The organism is Paramylibacter ulvae (genome assembly GCF_014652655.1).
Taxonomy (GTDB): domain Bacteria; phylum Pseudomonadota; class Alphaproteobacteria; order Rhodobacterales; family Rhodobacteraceae; genus Amylibacter; species Amylibacter ulvae.
Window position 1 is genome coordinate 24,462 of record NZ_BMZF01000009.1, and the last position, 20,241, is coordinate 44,702.

Genomic DNA, 20,241 nt, shown 5'->3' on the forward strand with positions numbered 1-20,241 from the left:
GGTCGGAACGTGCAGGCATCCTTGTTAAAAAATGTATTTGGCCATGACGCGTTTCGCGATGGGCAAAAGGAAATTGTTGATGCTGTGACCGTTGGCAAAGACGTGTTGGCAATCATGCCAACGGGTGGCGGGAAATCATTGTGTTTCCAATTGCCCGCGTTAATGTCCGATGGGGTGACGGTGGTTATTTCCCCCCTTATCGCATTGATGCGCGATCAGGTTGCAGCACTTAAACAAATCGGTGTGAATGCTGGGGCACTCACCAGCGGAAACACTGACGAAGAAACTGAAGAGGTTTTTGAAGCACTGGAACACGGTGCGCTAAAACTTTTATATATCGCTCCTGAACGCTTGGCCAATCCTGGCACAGCAATGATGCTACGCAAGGTGGGTGTATCGCGCATCGCCGTTGACGAGGCCCATTGCGTAAGCCAGTGGGGACATGATTTTCGCCCTGATTATTTACGTATCGGTACATTGCGCGATGATCTAAACGTACCCCTTGCGGCCTTTACCGCAACGGCGGATGAAGAAACGCGTGCGGAAATTATAACGCGGTTGTTTGCAAAAACTGAACCCAAGATTTTCTTGCGCGGGTTTGACCGACCCAACATCCATCTCGCGTTTGCCGCCAAAAATACGCCGCGCCAACAGGTTTTGAAATTTGTAACAACCCGCAAGGATCAATCAGGTATTGTTTATTGTGGGACGCGTGCGAAAACCGAAACATTGGCACAAGCGTTGCGCGCCGAGGGTCACGTTGCTTTACACTACCATGCTGGTATGGATGCCGAAGAACGCCGTATCGCGGAATCACGGTTTCAACGCGAAGATGGGCTAATTGTTTGTGCGACCGTTGCCTTTGGCATGGGGATCGATAAACCCGATATTCGCTATGTTGTTCACGCTGATTTGCCAAAATCAATGGAAAGCTATTACCAAGAAATTGGTCGCGCTGGGCGTGATGGTGCGCCTGCGGAAACGCTCACGCTTTATGGGGCAGATGATATTCGATTGCGCCGCGGCCAAATTGACGAAGGCTTGGCACCTGTTGAGCGCAAACAAGCGGATCATGGGCGGTTGAATGCACTGCTCGGTCTGGCAGAGGCGCGGCGTTGTCGGCGACGTGTGTTGCTACGATACTTTGGGGATGAAACCGAAGGCTGTGGCAATTGCGATTTATGCGATAGCCCACCGGAGTTGTTTGACGGCACGACTTCGGTGCGGATGGCGCTTTCTGCGATTTTGCGCACGGGTGAATATTTCGGCGCGGGGCATTTGATTGATATCTTGCGCGGTGTATCCACCGACAAAATTCGCGCCAAGGGACATGATTCGTTACCCACATTTGGTGTCGGCAAAGAATATTCCAAGGGCGAATGGCAGGCGATTTTTCGACAGATGATGGGATATGATTTGGTGCGTCCCGATATGGAACGATATGGTGCGTTGCGTATGACAGATGCTGCGCGACCAATATTGCGTGACGAGCAAAAAATCGAATTGCGCCGCGATACCATTGTCAAAGAATCACGCCGTTCCGTGCGCGTAAAAGCCTTGATAAATGAAGAGGACGAACCATTGTTGTCCGCACTCAAGGCCAAACGTCGTGCATTGGCAGAGGCATTGCAAGCACCTGCATATGTGGTTTTCCCAGACAGCACTTTGATTGGAATGGCGACGATAAAACCAAAAAACTTGGACGAGTTTGCAAAATTACCCGGTGTTGGCGCGGTGAAATTGGAACGCTATGGCGCGGCCTTTTTGACCGTGATAAATGGCGAATCTGCGCCATCACACCCAGCACGGCGTAAATTGGCCGGGCGCGACACAGGCGAAATTTTTGATCGATTGCAAGCTGTGCAAATTGAATTGCAACGTGGTGCGGATGGCACGGGAAAACCATTGTCATGCAACAGTTCAACATTGTCCAAAATCGCGCAAATCAAACCAAGAGACTTGGCCAGCCTTGATCGAATCCAAGGTATGGGAACGCAAAAAACCGAACGTTTTGGTGATGCATTTTTGGATATTTTGAATGGCGATTAATGCTTGGCCTCGGGCCAAAAATGAGTATGTTTAGAATAATTCTAAAATGACGAAGGTGTTCAAATGCTTGCTGTGATCTCTCCTGCGAAAAAGATGAATTTTGACGCTTTGGAAAAACCAATTCCCGACAGCAACCCGCAATTCCAGTCCGATGCGAACGTGCTGGTAAAGGTTGCCAAAAAACTGTCGGTTTCTGAACTTCGCGCGATGATGAAAATTTCAGAGGATTTGGCAAAGTTGAACCGAGAACGTTTTCAGGCCTTCAAAGATGCGCCAACTGACTTGGAAACCAAACAAGCGGCATTTGCATTTGCAGGTGACACTTATACTGGTCTGCAATCGGAAAGTTTGTCAGATGATGATCTTGCCTATGCACAGGATCATCTGCGCATTTTGTCTGGTCTTTACGGCATGTTGCGCCCGTTAGATCGTATTCAACCTTATCGGCTTGAAATGGGGCGAAAATTGCAAACCAAATCTGGCGGAACGCTCTACGCTTATTGGGGGGATCGGATTGGGCAAGCGCTTGATACCGCTGCGAATGGCAGCGCGATAATCAATCTAGCGTCGCATGAATATTTCAAGGCTGCTGGCAAGCATATGAAATCAACAGTTATCACTCCAGCGTTCAAAGAGGAGCGCGATGGTGGTTTGAAGATGATTGGTTTGTTTGCCAAAAAAGCGCGCGGTTCAATGGCGCGTTATATCGTGCAAAATCGTATTGAAACACTTGATACGTTAAAATCATTTGATACGGACGGATACAAATTTAACGCAGAATTGTCTGGTGAAACCGATTGGGTGTTTACGCGTAAAACGCCCTAATGCGAATTTGCAATTGTTTTGCGTAGCTGTGCGATTGATGGAATTCGCAAGCTGCGTTTCTCGCGCCCGATAATTCCCGCCTTGCGCAAACGCCCCATTTCGCGTGCGACGCCTTCGCGGCTTGAAAAAATGAACGCCGCCAGTTCGCTTTGTGTTGGGGGGCGGTCGATCAATACGTTATCTTCATCGGGACCGCGCGTATTTTTCAGTGCAAGTTCAAGCAATGCTTCGCGTAAGCGCAGATCGGCAGATTTGGCATTGAAATCGACCACACGCTTGGACAGATGGCGCAGATGGCTAACCAAAATCGAGAGTGCTGCGAACGTCATATCGGGATAGGTCTTGATCAATTCCAGATATTTCTCGGCGGGCAGTGATGCAGCCAAACATTCACCAGATGCAACAACGCTGGATGAACGCGGCGAATTGTCGATCGCGGAAAATTCACCAAAACAATCGCCCGTTGCCACGCTAATAAACGAAATTTCACGCCCTTTGTCGGTGTAAATTGTTGCCTTGGCCGCACCGCGTAATACGAAAAATACATCAGAGTTACTGTCATCGGCAGAAATTAAAAACTGTCCAGAGCTGTACAAATGTGTGGACCATGCGCTGGACAAAATGTTCCAGCTTTCTTGGCTTATCTGTCCAAGAAATGTGCCTTTGGGAAATGTGAGTTCGTTTCGCTGCATGGCTCTAGTTACGTTAGGGAAAGCGGATAATAAGTGACCTATATCACACTTTTGGAAGATACGCAAAATCTACTTCAAATAGTGCTGAATTTCGAAAGCAATGAATTTTCTTGACTAAACAAAAGGTTTGGTGAAAAAATTAGATCAAATTTCACGAAACAAAGAAAACGATGAGTAAAACATCACAAAATCTTGCCACTTCACTGGGTGCCGATCTGCGCGCATTGCGTAAATCGCGTGGAATCACTTTGGCGGAAATGGCGAAACAAACCCAACGCTCCGTCGGGTGGGTTTCGCAAATAGAGCGGGATTTATCGGAACCATCAATTAACGACTTGCGTAAACTTTCAAACATATTGGGGGTATCGCTTTCTCTCTTCTTTGGGCAATCGGACACAATAGAAAATGAAACCGGTCGCATTGTGCGTGCGGGCGCGCGGCGCCAAATCGGCGGGAGCGAGGAAGGGTTGGTTGAAGAATTACTCTCGCCAGATTTGACAGATGATTTTGAAATGGTGCGCTCGGTTTTTCACCCCAATTCCGCACGCACAGATTTTATCACGCGAGAGACCCAAGAGGTTGGTTATCTTATTTCTGGTCGCTTGACGCTTTGGTTGGGTGAAGAACAATTTGATCTGAACGCTGGTGACAGCTTTCGCATTCGTGGTGAAGGCTACAGATGGGAAAATCCATATAATGAAACCGCGGTTGCGATCTGGGTTATCGCACCGCCAGTGTATTAGGTTAATCATGCAAACGGGTTCTTGTGAATGTGGTGCGGTGAAATTCGAGGTTACGGGCAAATTGCGCCCTGTGGTAGCGTGCCATTGTACGCAATGCCGCAAAACCAGCGGGCATTATTGGGCGGCGACGCAGGTAGAAAATGAGCAACTGAACATAACAGAAGATTCTGGGTTGAAATGGTTCCGCTCTTCCAATTTTGCACGGCGCGGTTTTTGTACGGGTTGCGGCGCAAGCCTGTTTTGGCAATTGGACGGCGAGGGTGCGACATCAATCGGTGCTGGCACATTAGATGGCAAAACCGATTTGAAAACTGAAAAACACATCTGTTGTGCCGATCAGGGCGATTATTACGACATTTCCGATGGCTTGCCACAAGCGGCAGACTTGGACAATTCAAACGATTAACAACGGGATCGCGCATCCCCAAGCAAAAGGTATGAAAGCATGGCAAATTTTCCAACGACCGCACGTGTTGTGATAATTGGCGGGGGCGCGGTTGGCGCATCCAGTCTCTATCATTTGGCAAAGGCAGGCTGGACCGATTGTGTGCTGTTGGAGAAAAACGAACTGACCGCGGGGTCAACGTGGCATGCGGCGGGAAATATTCCGACATTTTCCACAAGCTGGTCGATCATGAATATGCAGCGTTATTCAACCGAACTTTACCGCCGTTTAGGGGAAGAAGTTGATTATCCGATGAATTACAACGTGACGGGTTCTGTGCGTTTGGCGCATAGTGCGGAGCGTATGCGCGAATTTGAACGTGCCGCTGGCATGGGGCGATATCAGGGCATGGATATCGAAATGATGCAGGTTGATGAGCTCAAAGATCGCTATCCGTTTTTGGAAACGCATGATTTGGCGGGTGGATTGTACGACCCCTATGATGGGGATATGGACCCAAGCCAGTTGACCCAAGCATTGGCCAAGGGTGCGCGTGATATGGGTGCGCAAATTTTCCGTTTCACGCCCGCAATTGGTGTACGCCGTGAAAACGGCGAATGGGTTGTTGAAACCGAAAAGGGTGAAATTCGCGCGGAATACGTTGTCAATGCCGCTGGTTATTATGCACAAAAGGTTGGTGAATGGTTCAAACCTTACGGCGGGCGTACCGTGCCAATGATGGTCATGAGCCATCAGTATTTGCTGACCGACGAAATCCCCGAAATCGAAGAGTATTCCAAAGAAAATGGTAAGCTGCCGCTTTTGCGCGATGTGGATACATCATATTATTTGCGTCAAGAAAAACACGGCCTGAACCTTGGCCCATACGAGCGTAATTGTAAGGCCCATTGGATTACACCCGATGATCCATTCCCAGAAGATTTCAGTTTTCAGCTTTACCCAGATGATTTGGAACGTCTTGAATGGTATATCGAGGACGCCATGGCGCGCGTGCCGCTGTTAGGGCAATCGGGTATCAACAAGGTGATCAATGGCCCCATACCATATGCACCTGATGGATTACCATTACTTGGTCCAATGCCTGGGGTTCCAAATGCGTTCGAGGCTTGTGTGTTCACATTCGGAATCGCGCAGGCGGGTGGCGCGGGCAAGGTATTGGCCGAATGGATTACCGAAGGTTACACCGAATGGGATATGTGGGCGGTCGATCCGCGCCGTTATACCGATTACACAGATGCCGATTATTGCATTCAAAAAGGTATGGAAACTTATGGCCACGAATATGCGATGCATTTCCCGCGCCATGAATGGCCAGCTGGGCGTGATAAAAAGCTGTCCCCGGTGCATTCCCGCGTCAAAGAACTTGGCGGTGTCATGGGGGCGTATAATGGCTGGGAACGTGCCAACTGGTTTGCGCAGGATGGAGATGACACATCGCTGGATGCGACCCATACTTGGGGGCGCTCTGGCCCGTGGGAACAACGCGTGCGCGAAGAATGTGAAGCAGTGCGCGATCACTGTGGTGTTCTTGATTTACCAGGATTTTCACGTTTTGCAGTTTATGGTGAAGGTGCTGCTGAATTTATTCGCGGGTATTGTACTGGGGCATTGCCGAAAATCGGCCGTATGAATCTGATCTATGTGGCCGATCCGCGTGGACGCATCTTGACGGAAATGTCGTGTATTCGTTCTGGCGAAGATGAGTTTTTGTTGATTACGGCGGCAACCGCACAATGGCATGATGGCGAATTATTGATGAACGCCGCACCTGATGGCGTGACCGTCAAAGATGTGACGACTACACGCGATACGTTGATTGTCACAGGTCCAAAATCGCGTGAAATACTCGCGCCGTTAACTGATGGTGATTTATCATTGGGTTGGTTGACACATCAATCGGCAATGCTGGCCGGAAATAAATGTCACCTTGTTCGTGTGTCATTCGCGGGTGAATTGGGTTGGGAAATTCATGCGATGAACGATGACATGCCAGCAATTTATGATGCGATAATCAAGGCGGGTGCAAAACCATTTGGCATGTATGCACTGGACAGTCTTCGAGTCGAAAAAGGGTATCGCACATGGAAAGGTGATCTTTCATCTGATTACACATTGTTCGAAGGCGGACTTGATCGGTTCGTTCGATTGGACAAACCACAGGATTTCACGGGCAAAGCAGCGCTTCAAAATGAAATGCAACAAGGGCGTAAAAAGGCATTTGTAACATTGCTGGTTGATGCGGATGATTGCGACGCGCCCTATATGTCTACGATCTGGCATGATGGGCAAGTTGTTGGCGAAACCACGTCCGGGGCATGGGGATATCGCATTGATGCATCCATCGCACTTGGAATGGTTCGCGCCGATTTGGCGGTGCCAGATACCAAGCTAGAAGTGGAAATTTACGGCAAACGTTACGCTGCCGTTGTTCAGCCCGACCAACCGTTGTGGGATCCTGAAAATGAAAGACTACGCGCATGACAAACCTTCCAGATAAAGCGCGGGTCGTCATTATTGGTGGTGGGGTGATCGGGTGTTCGGTTGCCTATCATCTTGCAAAACTGGGTTGGAAAGACATTGTTTTGTTGGAACGCAAACAATTGACATCTGGCACAACATGGCATGCGGCGGGGTTAATTGCACAGCTACGCGCAACCGCAAATATGACCAAGCTTGCGAAATATAGCCAAGAACTCTACGGCGCATTGGAAACCGAAACGGGTGTCTCAACAGGGTTCAAGCGTTGTGGATCGATCACCGTTGCATTAACGGACGAGCGTAAAGAGGAAATTTATCGCCAAGCCGCAATGGCGCGTGCCTTTGGGGTCGAAGTCGAAGAGATTTCACCAACCGAAGTGAAGCAAAAATACGAACACCTAAACATTGATGGTGTTAAGGCAGGCGTTTGGTTGCCACTGGATGGTCAAGGCGATCCCGCCAACATCGCATTGGCATTGGCCAAAGGTGCGCGTCAAAATGGTGCGATTGTGCGTGAACATGTGCGCGTTGAAAATATAACCAAGTCGGGGAAACGCATCACGGGTATTGATTGGGAAGCGAACGGCGAACGTGGTCATATCGCTGCTGATCATGTGGTGAATTGCGCTGGCATGTGGGGTCACGAAATGGGTCGTATGGGGGGTGTGAACGTGCCCCTACAGGCGTGCGAACATTTTTATATCGTAACCGAGGCAATCAAGGGTTTGACCCAAATGCCAGTGCTGCGCGTTCCTGATGAATGTGCGTATTACAAGGAAGACGCGGGAAAATTCCTGCTGGGCGCGTTTGAGCCGAATGCAAAACCTTGGGGAATGAATGGCATTCCATCGGATTTTGAATTCGATCAACTGCCCGAGGATTTCGATCACTTTGAGCCGATCTTGGAAAAGGCATGTGAACGATTGCCAATGTTAGCGGATGCCGGCATTCACACGTTTTTCAATGGACCAGAAAGCTTTACCCCTGATGATGCTTATCATTTGGGCTTGGCGCCTGAATGTGAAAATTTCTGGGTTGCGGCGGGGTTCAATTCCATCGGCATCCAATCTGCTGGTGGCGCGGGCATGGCGTTGGCGCAATGGATGGATGCAGGGGAAAAACCGTTTGATCTGGGCGACGTGGACATAAGTCGTATGCAACCATTTCAGGGCAATAAAACATATTTGTTTGAACGATCCAAAGAAACGCTTGGGTTGCTTTATGCCGACCATTTTCCTTATCGTCAAAAGGCAACCGCACGTGGCATTCGCCGAACTCCATTTCATCAACATTTGTTGAATAATGGCGCGGTGATGGGTGAGCTGGCGGGGTGGGAACGCGCCAATTGGTTTGCCAATGCGGGTCAAACACCAGAATATGAATATTCGTGGAAACGTCAGAATTGGTTTGAAAACTCTGCCGCTGAACACCGCGCGGTGCGTGAAAATATCGGCATGTATGATATGTCTTCATTTGGCAAAATTCGAATCGAAGGACGCGATGCTGAAGCGTTTTTAAACTATGTTTGCGGTGGCGACATGTCCGTACCTGTTGGCAAAATTGTCTACACTCAATTTTTAAATTCCACGGGTGGGATCGAGGCGGATGTAACGGTTACGCGCCTGATAGAAACCGCGTATTTGGTGGTGACACCTGCGGCCACGCGATTGGCCGATCAGACCTGGCTGCTACGCAATGTTGGTGAATACAATGTTGTCATTACCGATGTCACCGCGGGTGAAGCCGTGCTCGCGGTTATGGGGCCAAACAGCCGTAAATTGTTACAAACCGTCAGCCCAAATGATTTCACCAATGCGACCAATCCATTTGGCACCGCTCAAGAAATTGAAATTGGTATGGGTTTGGCGCGAGTGCATCGCGTGACCTATGTTGGGGAACTTGGCTGGGAAGTGTACATCAGCGCTGATCAAGCCGCGCATGTTTTTGAAACGCTTCATGAAGCAGGGCAAGATTTCGATCTGAAACTGTGCGGCATGCACATGATGGATAGTTGTCGCATCGAAAAGGGATTTCGCCATTTTGGGCATGACATCACGTGCGAAGACCATGTAATGGAAGCGGGACTGGGTTTTGCGGTGAAAACGGATAAGCCCGATTTCATTGGCCGCGATGCAGTGTTGCTTAAAAAGGAAACGGGATTGAACAGCCGCATGGTGCAGTTCATGCTGAATGATCGTGAGCCGATGTTGTATCACAACGAACCGATTTTGCGTGACGGCGAAATTGTTGGGTATTTATCCTCGGGTAGCTATGGCCACACATTGGGTGGGGCTGTTGGGTTGGGCTATGTTCCTTGTGCGGGCGAAGCGGCGGCGGATGTTCTGACATCAACATATGAAATTGATGTCGCTGGAACGCGTGTGGCAGCAACCGCGAGTCTTCGCCCGATGTACGATCCCAAGTCAGAACGGGTTAAGGTGTAAGCGGATTTTGGAAAAGTTAAACTATCAACCATCTACGGCACCTTTGTGCATTTTGTTCGAGGATGCTGATTTGTTGGTGGTTGATAAACCATCTGGCTTGTTATCGGTTCCAGGCAAGGCGGCAGAGCACGCCGATTGTTTGGAAACGCGATTGCGTGATGAGTATCCCGATGCGCTTTTGGTGCATCGGTTGGATATGGATACATCGGGTGTGATGGTTTTTGCACGCAATAAGCCCGCACAACGCCATCTGGGTCTGCAATTTGAAAAGCGTCAGATGCGAAAGACATACCATGCGATTGTCGCAGGGCTTGTTCAGGGTGAAACAGGTCTGATCGATCTGCCATTGATTGTGGACTGGCCGAACCGCCCGTTACAAAAGGTGGATTTTAAAATGGGAAAACCTGCGCAAACCGAATGGCGAGTGTTGTCACGCAATCATAATTCAACATATGTTGAATTATCGCCAAAAACAGGTCGCAGTCATCAGTTGCGCGTGCATATGTTGGCCATAGGGCATCCCATTTTGGGTGATCGTTTTTATGGTGATGCGCGTGTTGTTGCCAGCATGGATCGCCTTGCGCTTCATGCATCAATGCTCAGGTTTCGTCATCCAACAGGTGGTGCATGGTGTGAATTCACCGCCAAGGTGCCGTTTTAAGCGCCCGCTTGCCCCAAAGAGTTGAAACCGATATTCACGGCATCAACAAAAGGAAAATGCGATGGCAATTGATCCCGTAGAATTAACCGCAAAGCTTGTGCAATGCGCATCCGTCACCCCAACTGAAGGTGGCGCGCTGGTGTTGCTAGAAGAATTGTTAAACGATGCTGGTTTCATCTGTACGCGCGTTGATCGCGGCGATGTATCAAACCTGTTTGCGCGCTGGGGTGCGGGGAAAACATTTGGCTTTAATGGTCACACGGATGTTGTACCCGTTGGCGATGTAAAGGCATGGTCGATTGATCCCTTTGGTGCGGAAATCAAAGATGGGTTTCTATATGGGCGCGGTTCAACAGATATGAAATCTGGCGTGGCGGCATTTGCTGCTGCTGCTATCGATTTCATCAACGATACGCCACCCGATGGTTCAATTGTATTGGCAATTACGGGCGACGAAGAGGGCGATGCCAAGGATGGCACAATCGCACTGTTGGATTGGATGGATGCCCAGAGCGAAAAAATGGATCACTGTTTGGTGGGTGAACCAACCTGTCCCGACACGATGGGTGAAATGATGAAAATTGGACGGCGCGGTTCGATGACTGCCTATTTCACCGTACGCGGTGTGCAGGGGCATTCGGCCTATCCACATCGTGCGAAAAATCCGTTGCCTGCGATGGCCGACTTAGTTTGCCGTTTGGCGGGGCATACATTGGATAATGGTACCGAGCATTTTGATGCATCAACCCTGGCGGTGACGACGATTGATACGGGCAACCCAGCGAACAACGTGATCCCCGCACAATCCAAGGCGACCGCGAATATTCGTTTCAATGATGCACATCATTCATCAGAAATTACCAAATGGATGCAAAGTGTAGCGGATGATGTCGCCGAGAAATTTGATGTTGAAATTGACATGGATGTTTCCGTTTCTGGCGAAAGCTTCGTCACACCACCGGGTGAACTGTCAGCGTTGATTGCAAGTGCGGTTCATGCGGAAACAGGCGTGGTGCCCGAGGCATCGACAACGGGTGGTACATCCGATGCGCGGTTTGTGAAAAATCATTGCCCCGTGGTTGAATTTGGACTGGTTGGCAAAACCATGCATCAGGTCGATGAGCGTGTAGAAGTCACCCAAATTCACCAACTCAAGGCGATTTATAAACGCATATTGCAGGACTATTTTGCGTGAACAAACATCTTTTCATCATGTTGAAAGAACCCCAAGCAGGGCGGGTAAAAACACGTCTTGGCGCGGATTTGGGGATGACACGCGCGGCGTGGTGGTTTCGCCATCAATCGCGCGATTTGATCAGGCGTTTATCAAATGATCGTCGTTGGCGCACGGTACTGGCGGTGGCACCCGATCATGCAGGTTTGCAAAGCCGTATTTGGCCAAACCATTTACCCAAATGGCCACAGGGACGTGGGGATTTGGGCGATCGTATGGGGCGTATTTTCCGCCATGCACCAAATGGAGCAGTCGTGATTATCGGTGCCGATATTCCGAATATCACGCCCGAACTGATTGATCGCGCATTTCGCGCACTTGGCGATCACAACGCGGTTTTTGGCGCGGCGCCTGATGGGGGATATTGGTTGATCGGGTTGAAACGCGGCGCAAAATCCGTACCACGAGGTTTGTTTGACAATGTGCGCTGGTCAAGTGAACACACACTTGCAGATACAAAAGCGACGCTGGCAGATGCAAGCGTCGCTTATATTGATGTCTTACAGGATGTTGATCATCTGTCTGATTTACAGGTGATCAAGGGCGATCAATAATTTACATCGCCACCTTCGACCTTTTTGGAAAATTCAGTGCTGCCACCGGCAGCCAGAATTTTGGATTGTGAAACCCATTTGTCGCGGGTTACGCGGCCTTTGAAGCCTTCCAAATTCGCGTCGACCCACGCAACCTCGTTTGGGGTCCAATTGGCGATTTGATCGAAATGATAAAAGCCAAGCTTATTGCACAGCTGTTCCATCTTTTTACCAACACCTTTGATCTGTTTCAGATCATCGGCAACGCCACCGCGAGGGCCATCCAATGCATCGGGGCGGGTACCTTCGCCAGTGCCTTCGATAACGCCATCACCATCGAAATCCTCTGACATATCAACGGATACTGCAGATGCTGCGACTGGTGTGGATTTGGCATTGCGACAATCATCCAAATCGGCCTGACATTCATCAAGATCGGCGCGGCATCCGTTTAATTGGGCTTGCAACGTATCAATATGGCGTCGTGACCGCCCCCAGATCAACCAACCAACGAACAATCCAAGCAATGCCGCCAAGGCAAGCAAAATCCACCATTCCGAGAGTAAAAATCCCCATTCTTTAAACATAATTTGTCTCCTTTTGGGTTGGCATTCGCCTTAGTTCTGATTCCAAGTAAAGGTCGTGCGCCGATTGGTGGCTTGGCCTTCTTCTGTTTCGTTTGACGCGATTGGGTCGGTTTCACCGTAGCCTTTGGCACTTATTGCTGATGCATCCACACCACGTTCAACCAGTGCTGCAACAACAGATGATGCGCGCTCAAGGCTTAACTGCGCGTTATATTCTGCACTTCCTCGGCTGTCGGTATGTCCGCCAACCTCGAGAGAGATACCCTGTTCAATACATACTCGCAAAATTTCGGCTAATTGATCAATCAATTCAATCGAACTTGGGTCAAGGTCTGCTTTGGCGGTAACAAAGTTGATTTTTGCACCTTTCAACGCATCGGTGGTGCGCTGTTGGCATGTTGCCAAGGTTGGCAATGCGACATCCTCTGTCTGTGGTGCGGGATCGGGTTCTGGTTCTGGTTGGGAAATCACAGGTTCTGGTTTTGGCTCTTCTGGTTTTACCAGCCAAAAACAATCTTGGTACACTTCCGATTTGCCAGTTTGTTCATTCACACGTTCGGAACCATTTGCAGGTTCTTGTTGGGATACTTGCAATGAAATATCCGCATTTTCACCAAAGGCTGTGATCATTTCCGCTTTGGTCTCTTCCAATCGGCACGCCTGTCCGGGACGAAGCACAGCAGAAAGTTCTGTAAAATCCGTTCCAATTGATGCCTTCGCGGTTTCAAAGGTCGGAACCCAGCCCCCAATTGCCATCAGGCGGGTTTTGATTTCATCTTTGCCGCTTAATCGGCTGGGTGTGATGCCACCCGATACGCTTGCAAGCCCCAATGCGCCTGCGACTTCGCCATCGGTCAATCCGTTTGGTGCTTTGCCAGAAATGGTGCCATTGGCGCCTTCGCCATAATCAAACGAAATAACCGCTGGCGCCCCATCGTCAAGCGCGGTCAAATGAAGTTCCACATCATATCCCTGTGGTACTTTGCCAATTTGCGTTGCCACATTATCGGCGGCATTTGGATTTTCGACCGTGCCCGTTAACGTCAATTTGCGATCAACGATGGTTAATTCACCGTCTTCTAATCCGTTAAGTGCATCTACACCTGCACCAACAAAGGCAGGCCAGTTTTCATCGGGCATTCCAGCCGCAAGTTGTAGATTTTCGGCTTGATCACCGATAAATTCTGCAATGTCTTCACGCACGGATTCGTCTGGGATGAAACCAGCATAATCAATTTGCTCGCCGTTTTTTGAACCGCGAAATGTATATTCGTCCAGCGGTTTGACGGTGAGATCTGCATTTGCGGTGTAACCATGTGGTAAATCGTTCAGGGCAGATTGAATGGCCAGTGCAACCGTTGGATTTGCCGCTTCGCCTGTGATGGTCAGGGTGCGATCTACAATGCTCATTTCACCAATGGTTAATTGTTCTAATGCATCCGCACCTTTGCCAACAAATGCCGGCCAATTTTCATCGGGCATACCAAATGCAGGTTTTAATTGTGCATCGGTACCGATCATATCGGTAAATTCACCAGCGGCATCGACGGACGGTATCAAACCCTGAAATGCGATCCCATCGGTTGTTTTTTGGCCATCAAAAACATAGGGGCGGGTCGGTGTGACATCAATATTTACATTTGCCGCATACCCATCTGGTAACACGTCAAACAATTGCGCAACGCCATCGCGATTTTCGAGGTTTTCCGCCAACCCAGTCAGCGTAATATTGCGATTGGAAATATCAAGTTTTGCGTTTGTAAGTGCCCCCAGCGCGCCAAAGGATTTTTTTACGACATTTGGCCATTCGTTGTCGGGCATCCCAGACGCAAGCGAAAGTGTTTCGCTTGTGATTTCACCGCTAAATGTGTCGTTGCGTGGGGTGTTTCCTGAATAGGTGACATTGCCATCATCAGTTTTTTCGGCATGAAACGCATAGGGTGACGCAATGTCCATCAAAGTGATGTTGTCATTGACGACACGGCGTCCTTCGACGTCATTTAATGCGGATAATATTGCGTCTTTCTGGTCTTGATTCTCGGCCAGGCCATTGGCGGTGATATCGCGCCCCGATACATGGGTTTCAACCAATGTCGCCGTAACAGGGATGCTATCAGCGGCAGATTGGGCAACGAATGTTTCGATTTCCTTTGTATCTTTGCCAAAATTCCAATGTGTCAGTATTTTGCCCGTTCCAACAAAACCCAAAAACAAATATCCCAAAACTAGGATTAATATTCCGATCACGGTACGCAAGATGGCTCTCCCCAATATTATAAGCCTAATTATGAAGTAAATTTAGGAAGTTCACGTCCACGTTACAAGTATTAAGGTGTGGATGTTAATTTTACCAATCGGCGGTCATTTGATCATCGCCCGTTAAATTGCAATGACCCCATAGATTTTGCATGTTAAGCAACGGGTATGAAAAAACTTCCTACCAAAGACGAAATCCTGAATTGGATCGCCGAGAACCCCACAAAAACCAACAAACGCGACATCGGGCGTGCATTTGGGATCAAGGGTGCTGCGCGTATCGATTTGAAACGCATGCTGAAAGAATTGACCGCCGAGGGGCATTTGCAAAAAGAAAAGCGCACGTTTCACGACCCAAATGGATTACCACCGGTATCGGTTCTACGATCTTTGGGACCGGATAAGGACGGCGATGTTTGGGCGGAAGCCTTGGAATGGAATGGTGATGGCGATCCACCTCGTATCCACATTTTACCAAGCAAAGGCGAAGCCTCCCCCGCCAAAGGTCAACAAGTGTTGTGCCGCCTCTCGCCGAGCACGCAGGACGATGTCACCTATGATGCGCGGATCATTCGCAAATTAAGCGAAGGACCAGAACTGTTCGTTGGGATTTATCGCACGGGTTCAGAGGGCGGGCGCATCATGCCCGTGGATAAAAAACGCGATCGCGAATGGCGTGTTGCGGACAAAGATTCCAATGGTGCCAAAGACGGTGAACTGGTCGAGGCACAGCAATCTGGCCCCAAGGGGCGCATGGGTTTGCCATCGGCGCGGATTGTGGAACGTCTTGGGGATCCGATGGCGCCCAAATCAATTTCTCTGATCGCGATTTACCAACATGAAATCCCCGATCATTTCCCCGATGATGTGGTGGCCGAGGCTGAGAATGCCCAACCCGTAGAATTGGGCGATCGCACCGATTTGCGTCATCTGCCATTATTTACAATTGATCCATCCGATGCGCGCGATCATGACGATGCGATTTGTGCCGCCCCCGATGATGATCCAAAAAACGAAGGCGGGCATATTGTATGGGTCGCCATCGCCGATGTTGCACATTACGTGCGGGCGGGTTCGCCGCTGGATAAAGAAGCGCGCAACCGTGGTAATTCATCCTATTTCCCCGATCGCGTTGTGCCGATGTTGCCTGATGCGTTATCCGGCGACCTGTGTTCACTGCACGAAGGTGTGGATCGCGCCTGTATGGCGGTGCGGATCGTTTTGGATTCCAAAGGTGAAAAATTGCACCACGAATTCCATCGCGGTTTGATGCGCTCACCGGCATCGTTATCCTATGAACAAGCACAAGCCGCACATGAAGGGCGATATGATGACGCCACGAAACCGTTGGCGGGGCCGATTGCAGATCTGTTTGCTGCGTATGCGAGCGCGACCAAGGCTCGCAATAAACGCCAGCCGTTGAATCTCGATCTGCCTGAACGTAAAATTGTTTTGTCTGACGAGGGCGTGGTGTTGTCGGTTGATTTTCGCGCGCGTTTCGATGCGCATAAATTGGTCGAAGAATTCATGGTCACGGCAAATGTCTGTGCGGCAGAAACGCTTGAATCTAAACGCACAGAATTGCTGTATCGCGTTCACGAAGAACCAAGCCCAGAAAAGCTAGACGCACTGCGCGAGGTTGCAGATGCTGCGGGTATGACGCTTGCCAAGGGGCAGGTATTGAAAACCCAACATATCAATAAATTGCTAGAGGCAGCCAAAGATTCCGAAGACGCCGAAGTTATCAATATGTCTGTGCTGCGTTCCATGACCCAAGCGTATTACGCACCCGTTAATTTTGGTCACTTTGGTTTAAACTTAAAACGCTATGCGCATTTCACATCGCCTATTCGTCGCTATGCCGATTTGATCGTCCATCGTGCATTGGTAACGGCACATGGGTTTGGCGATGATGGACTGCGCCCCGAAGATATCGAACAGCTCAAGGAAACGGGTGAATGGATTTCGCAAACTGAACGTCGATCGATGTTGGCTGAACGCGATACAACGGATCGATATCTAGCGGCATTTCTGGCCGAACGGGTTGGTAATGAATTTGAAGGCCGCGTCAGCGGCATCGCGAAATTCGGCTTGTTTGTGAAACTGAATGAAACGGGCGCAGATGGGATCATTCCGTTGGCGAATTTGGGGCGTGAATATTGGCGATATATCGAACGAGATGGCTCGCTCAAGGGCGAGGATTCTGGGCGTATTATTCAGGTTGGTATGCCGTGCAAGGTAAGCCTTGTTGATGCAACGGCGGTCACTGGTGGTTTGACACTTGAAATGTTGGAGCTTGACGGGAAACCAATGCCCAAGGGCAGTTCGCGCGCGCGTTCAAAGGGTGGAGCACGGCGCAATCTGGTTAAGGCGAAATCAAAATCCGCCAAGCACCGACGCAAAGTAAAACGCAGCCGCTAATTGCGTTTCAATTTATACGTCAGAGCATGTTCAATCATCAATCGAAGCTTGTCCGGTTGAATATCGTTTTCAGTTTCAAACAAAACCCCGCGATTGCCGTCAAAGCGAAAGTCGGGGCCAAAGGTCTGTGTAAAATTGGAGATGACATTGCTTTGGCAGTGGGTAAACAACCCAAAACCGCCCGATTTGGGAACGCCGATACGCAATGCAGTTCCGATCGGGGAAATGTATGACGGTTGCCCCCAGCGGAGGCATTCGGTGATGTTATCGACATCCGCGAGTTGCGCACCCGTCGTCAAAATTAGGTCGCGCAGGCGATTTGCACCTTCATGCACATTTTCGGGAAAGCTTGCATAGGCCTGTTCAATTTGCGGGTTTGAAATTGGATATTTCATCATTACCTGTCCATCGGGTCATGTCGCAAACAGGATAAGCGACTATTCGCATTGTGATCAAACAGTATGTTTTTGCGCTTTGGTCTTGGCGCAAGAATCGCTAGACTGATAAAAAATATAACAAATCCCGAGCAGGAGATTTTGATGAAACAGGTGATGTTAGGCGGTGCTGCCGCGCTATTTTTGGCGATTCCAAATTTTGGTATCGCGGGCGAAACGGGCAATTTTAATTCACAGGAAAATATCGTTGTGGCGCAAACACAGGCGGGATTTGAGCGTTGGGTAAAATCCTTTCGCGCCAAGGCATTGACCAAAGGCGTGTCTGCGAAAACATATGACCGTGCATTTCGCGGCGTGAAATTAAACCAAACCGTGATTGGTTATGATCGTAAACAGGCGGAATTTTCGCGCCAGATTTGGGATTATCTTGATACCGCAACATCCCCCAAACGTGTAACCAATGGTCAAAAGAAATTTAGATCAGAACGCAACACGTTGAAAAAGATCGAGGCGCGATATGGCGTCGATGCTGAGGTCGTTGTTGCAATTTGGGGCTTGGAATCGTCTTACGGCGAAAACATGGGCGATATTAATATTATCGAGGCTTTGGCCACACTTGCCTATGAGGGACGACGCCAAAAATTTGGTGAAACCCAATTGCTTGAAGCGCTGCGTATTATTCAGCGCGGGGATATTACCCCCAAGCGCATGAATGGGTCTTGGGCGGGTGCAATGGGGCACACACAATTTATTCCAACCAGCTATCAGGCATATGCACAAGATTTCACAGGTGATGGTAAACGTAATGTCTGGGATCCGCGAAACCCATCGGATGCATTGGCATCCACCGCGAATTATTTGAAAAAATTCGGCTGGGTCAAAGGCCAACCATGGGGGTTAGAGGTGACATTGCCATCTGGTTTCAATTATGGCAACGCGAGCCTTAAGGTGAACGCAACACCTGCACGTTGGACGGAATTGGGTGTGCGATTGGTGAATGGTGGACGCATTCCAAATCATGGCCAAGGATCGATTTTTCTGCCTGCGGGTGCGGATGGCCCTGCATTTGTTGTGTTCAAAAACTTTGGTGTAATCAAACGATATAACAACGCGAATTCATATGCGATGGCCGTAGGGCATTTGGCGGATAAAATCACAGGCGGCGGTGAATTTGCGCGCGAATGGCCACGTGGACCCGGTGCGTTAAAGCTTGCGCAAAAGATCGAGGTTCAGGAACGTTTGAACAAGGCGGGTTTTGATGTCGGTGATGCCGACGGTATTTTGGGGCCTAACACCATTGACGCCGTCAGCGCATTTCAAAGATCGCTTGGCATTGTGCCCGACGGTAAGGCAAACCAAGATTTGTTGAATTTGCTGCGCAAGCGTACGCGTTAATCGTTGCCCCAGTCGGCGGATTGCATTTCGCGCAGACGGCTGGCGGTGCGTTCAAATTCAAACGCGCCGCGCCCAGTTGTGTAAAGCTGTTCTGGCTCTGTCGCGGCGGAGGCAATCAGTTTTGTTTTCGCTTCATAGAGTGCATCGATCAATGTGACGAACCGCTTTGCTTCGTTGTTCTTCGCCGATGACAATTCGGGGATGTCGGTTACGATCAACAGCTTGACCGATTTCGCAATTTCCAAATAATCACCAGGGCCAAGTGGTTTGCCACACAGATCATTAAAGCTGGCCATTGCCGTGCTGTTATTATGAAACGGCAATGTAATTTCGCGCCCCTTGCGTTTTAAAACCAATTGGGTGGATTGCCCGCCGGACAGGTCATCCCAAAGCGCATCGATCTGTTTTTGCGCGGCATTATCATGTGGCGTAAAATATAGCTGTTCATCCGCCAAACGATTTTGGCGATGATCGGTTTCGCTATCCAGATTATGCATCACCAGATAATCTTGGATCAAATCAATAAACGGCACAAACAATTGTCGGTTTAATCCGTTTTTATACAGATCATTTGGATGACGGTTGGACGTGGTTACAACAATCACGCCTGCCTCGAACAGATGCTCGAACAAACGCCCAACGATCATCGCATCGGCGATATCGGTAATCTGCATTTCATCAAAACAGAGCAATGACGCCTCGGCGACGATTTTTTGGGCAACGGGATTGATTGCATCTTCGACACCTGTTTTACGCACGGCGTGCAGGCTGTCTTGGATTTCTTGCATAAAGGCGTGGAAATGAACGCGGCGTTTGCGTTTAATTGGCGCTGTGTCAAAAAACAAATCCATCAACATGGATTTGCCACGCCCCACACCGCCATACATATACAGTCCCTTGGGGCGTGGTGGTGCAACCCCGAACAAACCTGACAACAACCATTTGGATTTAGGTTTATAATCGACAAGTTGTTCGTGCAGGTTTTGCAATGCAGTTAGGGCGTGCCGCTGCGCCGCATCATCGGTTAATTCACCACACTCCACACGTTGATCATATGTTGCAATTGGCGTCATGAAAATTGTAACCCTTACAAAAATCTCTTTGACCTCAGATAACAACTTG

16 protein-coding genes are annotated in these 20,241 nt (G+C 49.4%); 11 read left to right on the forward strand and 5 right to left on the reverse strand.

Annotation, left to right across the window (positions count from 1 at the left end; genetic code table 11):
• Nucleotides 1-9: 9 nt before the first annotated feature.
• Together recQ and yaaA are read left to right on the forward strand one after the other, a co-directional pair.
• Nucleotides 10-2,049, forward strand: a complete 2,040-nt coding sequence (gene recQ, locus IE094_RS13245; protein WP_189641195.1) for a DNA helicase RecQ — start codon at nucleotides 10-12, stop codon at nucleotides 2,047-2,049.
• A 63-nt stretch (nucleotides 2,050-2,112) separates the two neighbouring features.
• On the forward strand, nucleotides 2,113-2,874 hold the full coding sequence (gene yaaA / locus IE094_RS13250) for a peroxide stress protein YaaA (protein WP_189641196.1): 762 nt from the start codon (nucleotides 2,113-2,115) through the stop codon (nucleotides 2,872-2,874).
• On the opposite strand, the gene IE094_RS13255 is transcribed toward yaaA, so the two are convergent.
• Complete coding sequence (locus tag IE094_RS13255; RefSeq protein ID WP_189641197.1) at nucleotides 2,871-3,566, reverse strand: Crp/Fnr family transcriptional regulator; 696 nt, start codon at nucleotides 3,564-3,566, stop codon at nucleotides 2,871-2,873. The genes yaaA and IE094_RS13255 overlap by 4 nt on opposite strands.
• Before the next feature lie 170 nt (nucleotides 3,567-3,736).
• On the opposite strand from IE094_RS13255, the gene IE094_RS13260 reads away from it, so the two are divergent.
• The 7 genes from IE094_RS13260 (at nucleotide 3,737) to IE094_RS13290 (ending at nucleotide 12,086) form a co-directional block, all read left to right on the forward strand.
• Nucleotides 3,737-4,309, forward strand: a complete 573-nt coding sequence (locus IE094_RS13260) for a helix-turn-helix domain-containing protein (protein WP_189641198.1) — start codon at nucleotides 3,737-3,739, stop codon at nucleotides 4,307-4,309.
• A gap of 7 nt (nucleotides 4,310-4,316) precedes the next feature.
• Nucleotides 4,317-4,715: a GFA family protein gene (locus tag IE094_RS13265; protein ID WP_189641199.1), complete on the forward strand. Its 399-nt coding sequence runs from the start codon at nucleotides 4,317-4,319 to the stop codon at nucleotides 4,713-4,715.
• Nucleotides 4,716-4,754: 39 nt separating this feature from the next.
• Nucleotides 4,755-7,196: a GcvT family protein gene (locus tag IE094_RS13270; protein ID WP_189641200.1), complete on the forward strand. Its 2,442-nt coding sequence runs from the start codon at nucleotides 4,755-4,757 to the stop codon at nucleotides 7,194-7,196.
• Nucleotides 7,193-9,637 carry a GcvT family protein gene (locus IE094_RS13275; protein ID WP_189641201.1) on the forward strand — a complete coding sequence of 815 codons (2,445 nt, stop codon included), beginning with the start codon at nucleotides 7,193-7,195 and terminating at the stop codon, nucleotides 9,635-9,637. The genes IE094_RS13270 and IE094_RS13275 overlap by 4 nt, the downstream gene beginning before the upstream one ends.
• Nucleotides 9,638-9,644: 7 nt before the next feature.
• A complete protein-coding gene (locus IE094_RS13280) occupies nucleotides 9,645-10,298 on the forward strand; it encodes an RluA family pseudouridine synthase (RefSeq protein ID WP_229802345.1) in 654 nt (217 codons plus the stop codon).
• A gap of 61 nt (nucleotides 10,299-10,359) precedes the next feature.
• Nucleotides 10,360-11,493 (forward strand): succinyl-diaminopimelate desuccinylase, encoded by a 1,134-nt coding sequence (gene dapE / locus IE094_RS13285; protein ID WP_189641202.1) that lies wholly within the window; start codon nucleotides 10,360-10,362, stop codon nucleotides 11,491-11,493.
• A complete protein-coding gene (locus IE094_RS13290; protein WP_189641203.1) occupies nucleotides 11,490-12,086 on the forward strand; it encodes a TIGR04282 family arsenosugar biosynthesis glycosyltransferase in 597 nt (198 codons plus the stop codon). Before dapE ends, IE094_RS13290 begins: the two co-directional genes overlap by 4 nt.
• Here IE094_RS13290 and IE094_RS13295 read toward each other — a convergent pair.
• Nucleotides 12,080-12,652, reverse strand: coding sequence for a helix-hairpin-helix domain-containing protein (locus IE094_RS13295; RefSeq protein WP_189641204.1), 573 nt, complete (start codon nucleotides 12,650-12,652; stop codon nucleotides 12,080-12,082). The genes IE094_RS13290 and IE094_RS13295 overlap by 7 nt on opposite strands.
• A 30-nt stretch (nucleotides 12,653-12,682) precedes the next feature.
• Nucleotides 12,683-14,899 (reverse strand): OmpA family protein, encoded by a 2,217-nt coding sequence (locus tag IE094_RS13300; RefSeq protein WP_229802353.1) that lies wholly within the window; start codon nucleotides 14,897-14,899, stop codon nucleotides 12,683-12,685.
• A 177-nt stretch (nucleotides 14,900-15,076) separates the two neighbouring features.
• Here IE094_RS13300 and rnr point away from each other — a divergent pair, with 177 nt between their 5' ends.
• Complete coding sequence (gene rnr, locus IE094_RS13305; RefSeq protein ID WP_189641206.1) at nucleotides 15,077-17,329, forward strand: ribonuclease R; 2,253 nt, start codon at nucleotides 15,077-15,079, stop codon at nucleotides 17,327-17,329.
• Here the strand turns inward: rnr and IE094_RS13310 are convergent.
• Nucleotides 17,326-17,727 carry a DUF1801 domain-containing protein gene (locus IE094_RS13310; protein ID WP_189641207.1) on the reverse strand — a complete coding sequence of 134 codons (402 nt, stop codon included), beginning with the start codon at nucleotides 17,725-17,727 and terminating at the stop codon, nucleotides 17,326-17,328. The genes rnr and IE094_RS13310 overlap by 4 nt on opposite strands.
• Nucleotides 17,728-17,868: 141 nt before the next feature.
• On the opposite strand from IE094_RS13310, the gene IE094_RS13315 reads away from it, so the two are divergent.
• Nucleotides 17,869-19,119, forward strand: a complete 1,251-nt coding sequence (locus tag IE094_RS13315) for a lytic murein transglycosylase (protein ID WP_229802347.1) — start codon at nucleotides 17,869-17,871, stop codon at nucleotides 19,117-19,119.
• On the opposite strand, the gene zapE is transcribed toward IE094_RS13315, so the two are convergent.
• Complete coding sequence (gene zapE, locus IE094_RS13320) at nucleotides 19,116-20,192, reverse strand: cell division protein ZapE (protein ID WP_189641208.1); 1,077 nt, start codon at nucleotides 20,190-20,192, stop codon at nucleotides 19,116-19,118. The genes IE094_RS13315 and zapE overlap by 4 nt on opposite strands.
• Between the last annotated feature and the right edge of the window lie 49 nt (nucleotides 20,193-20,241).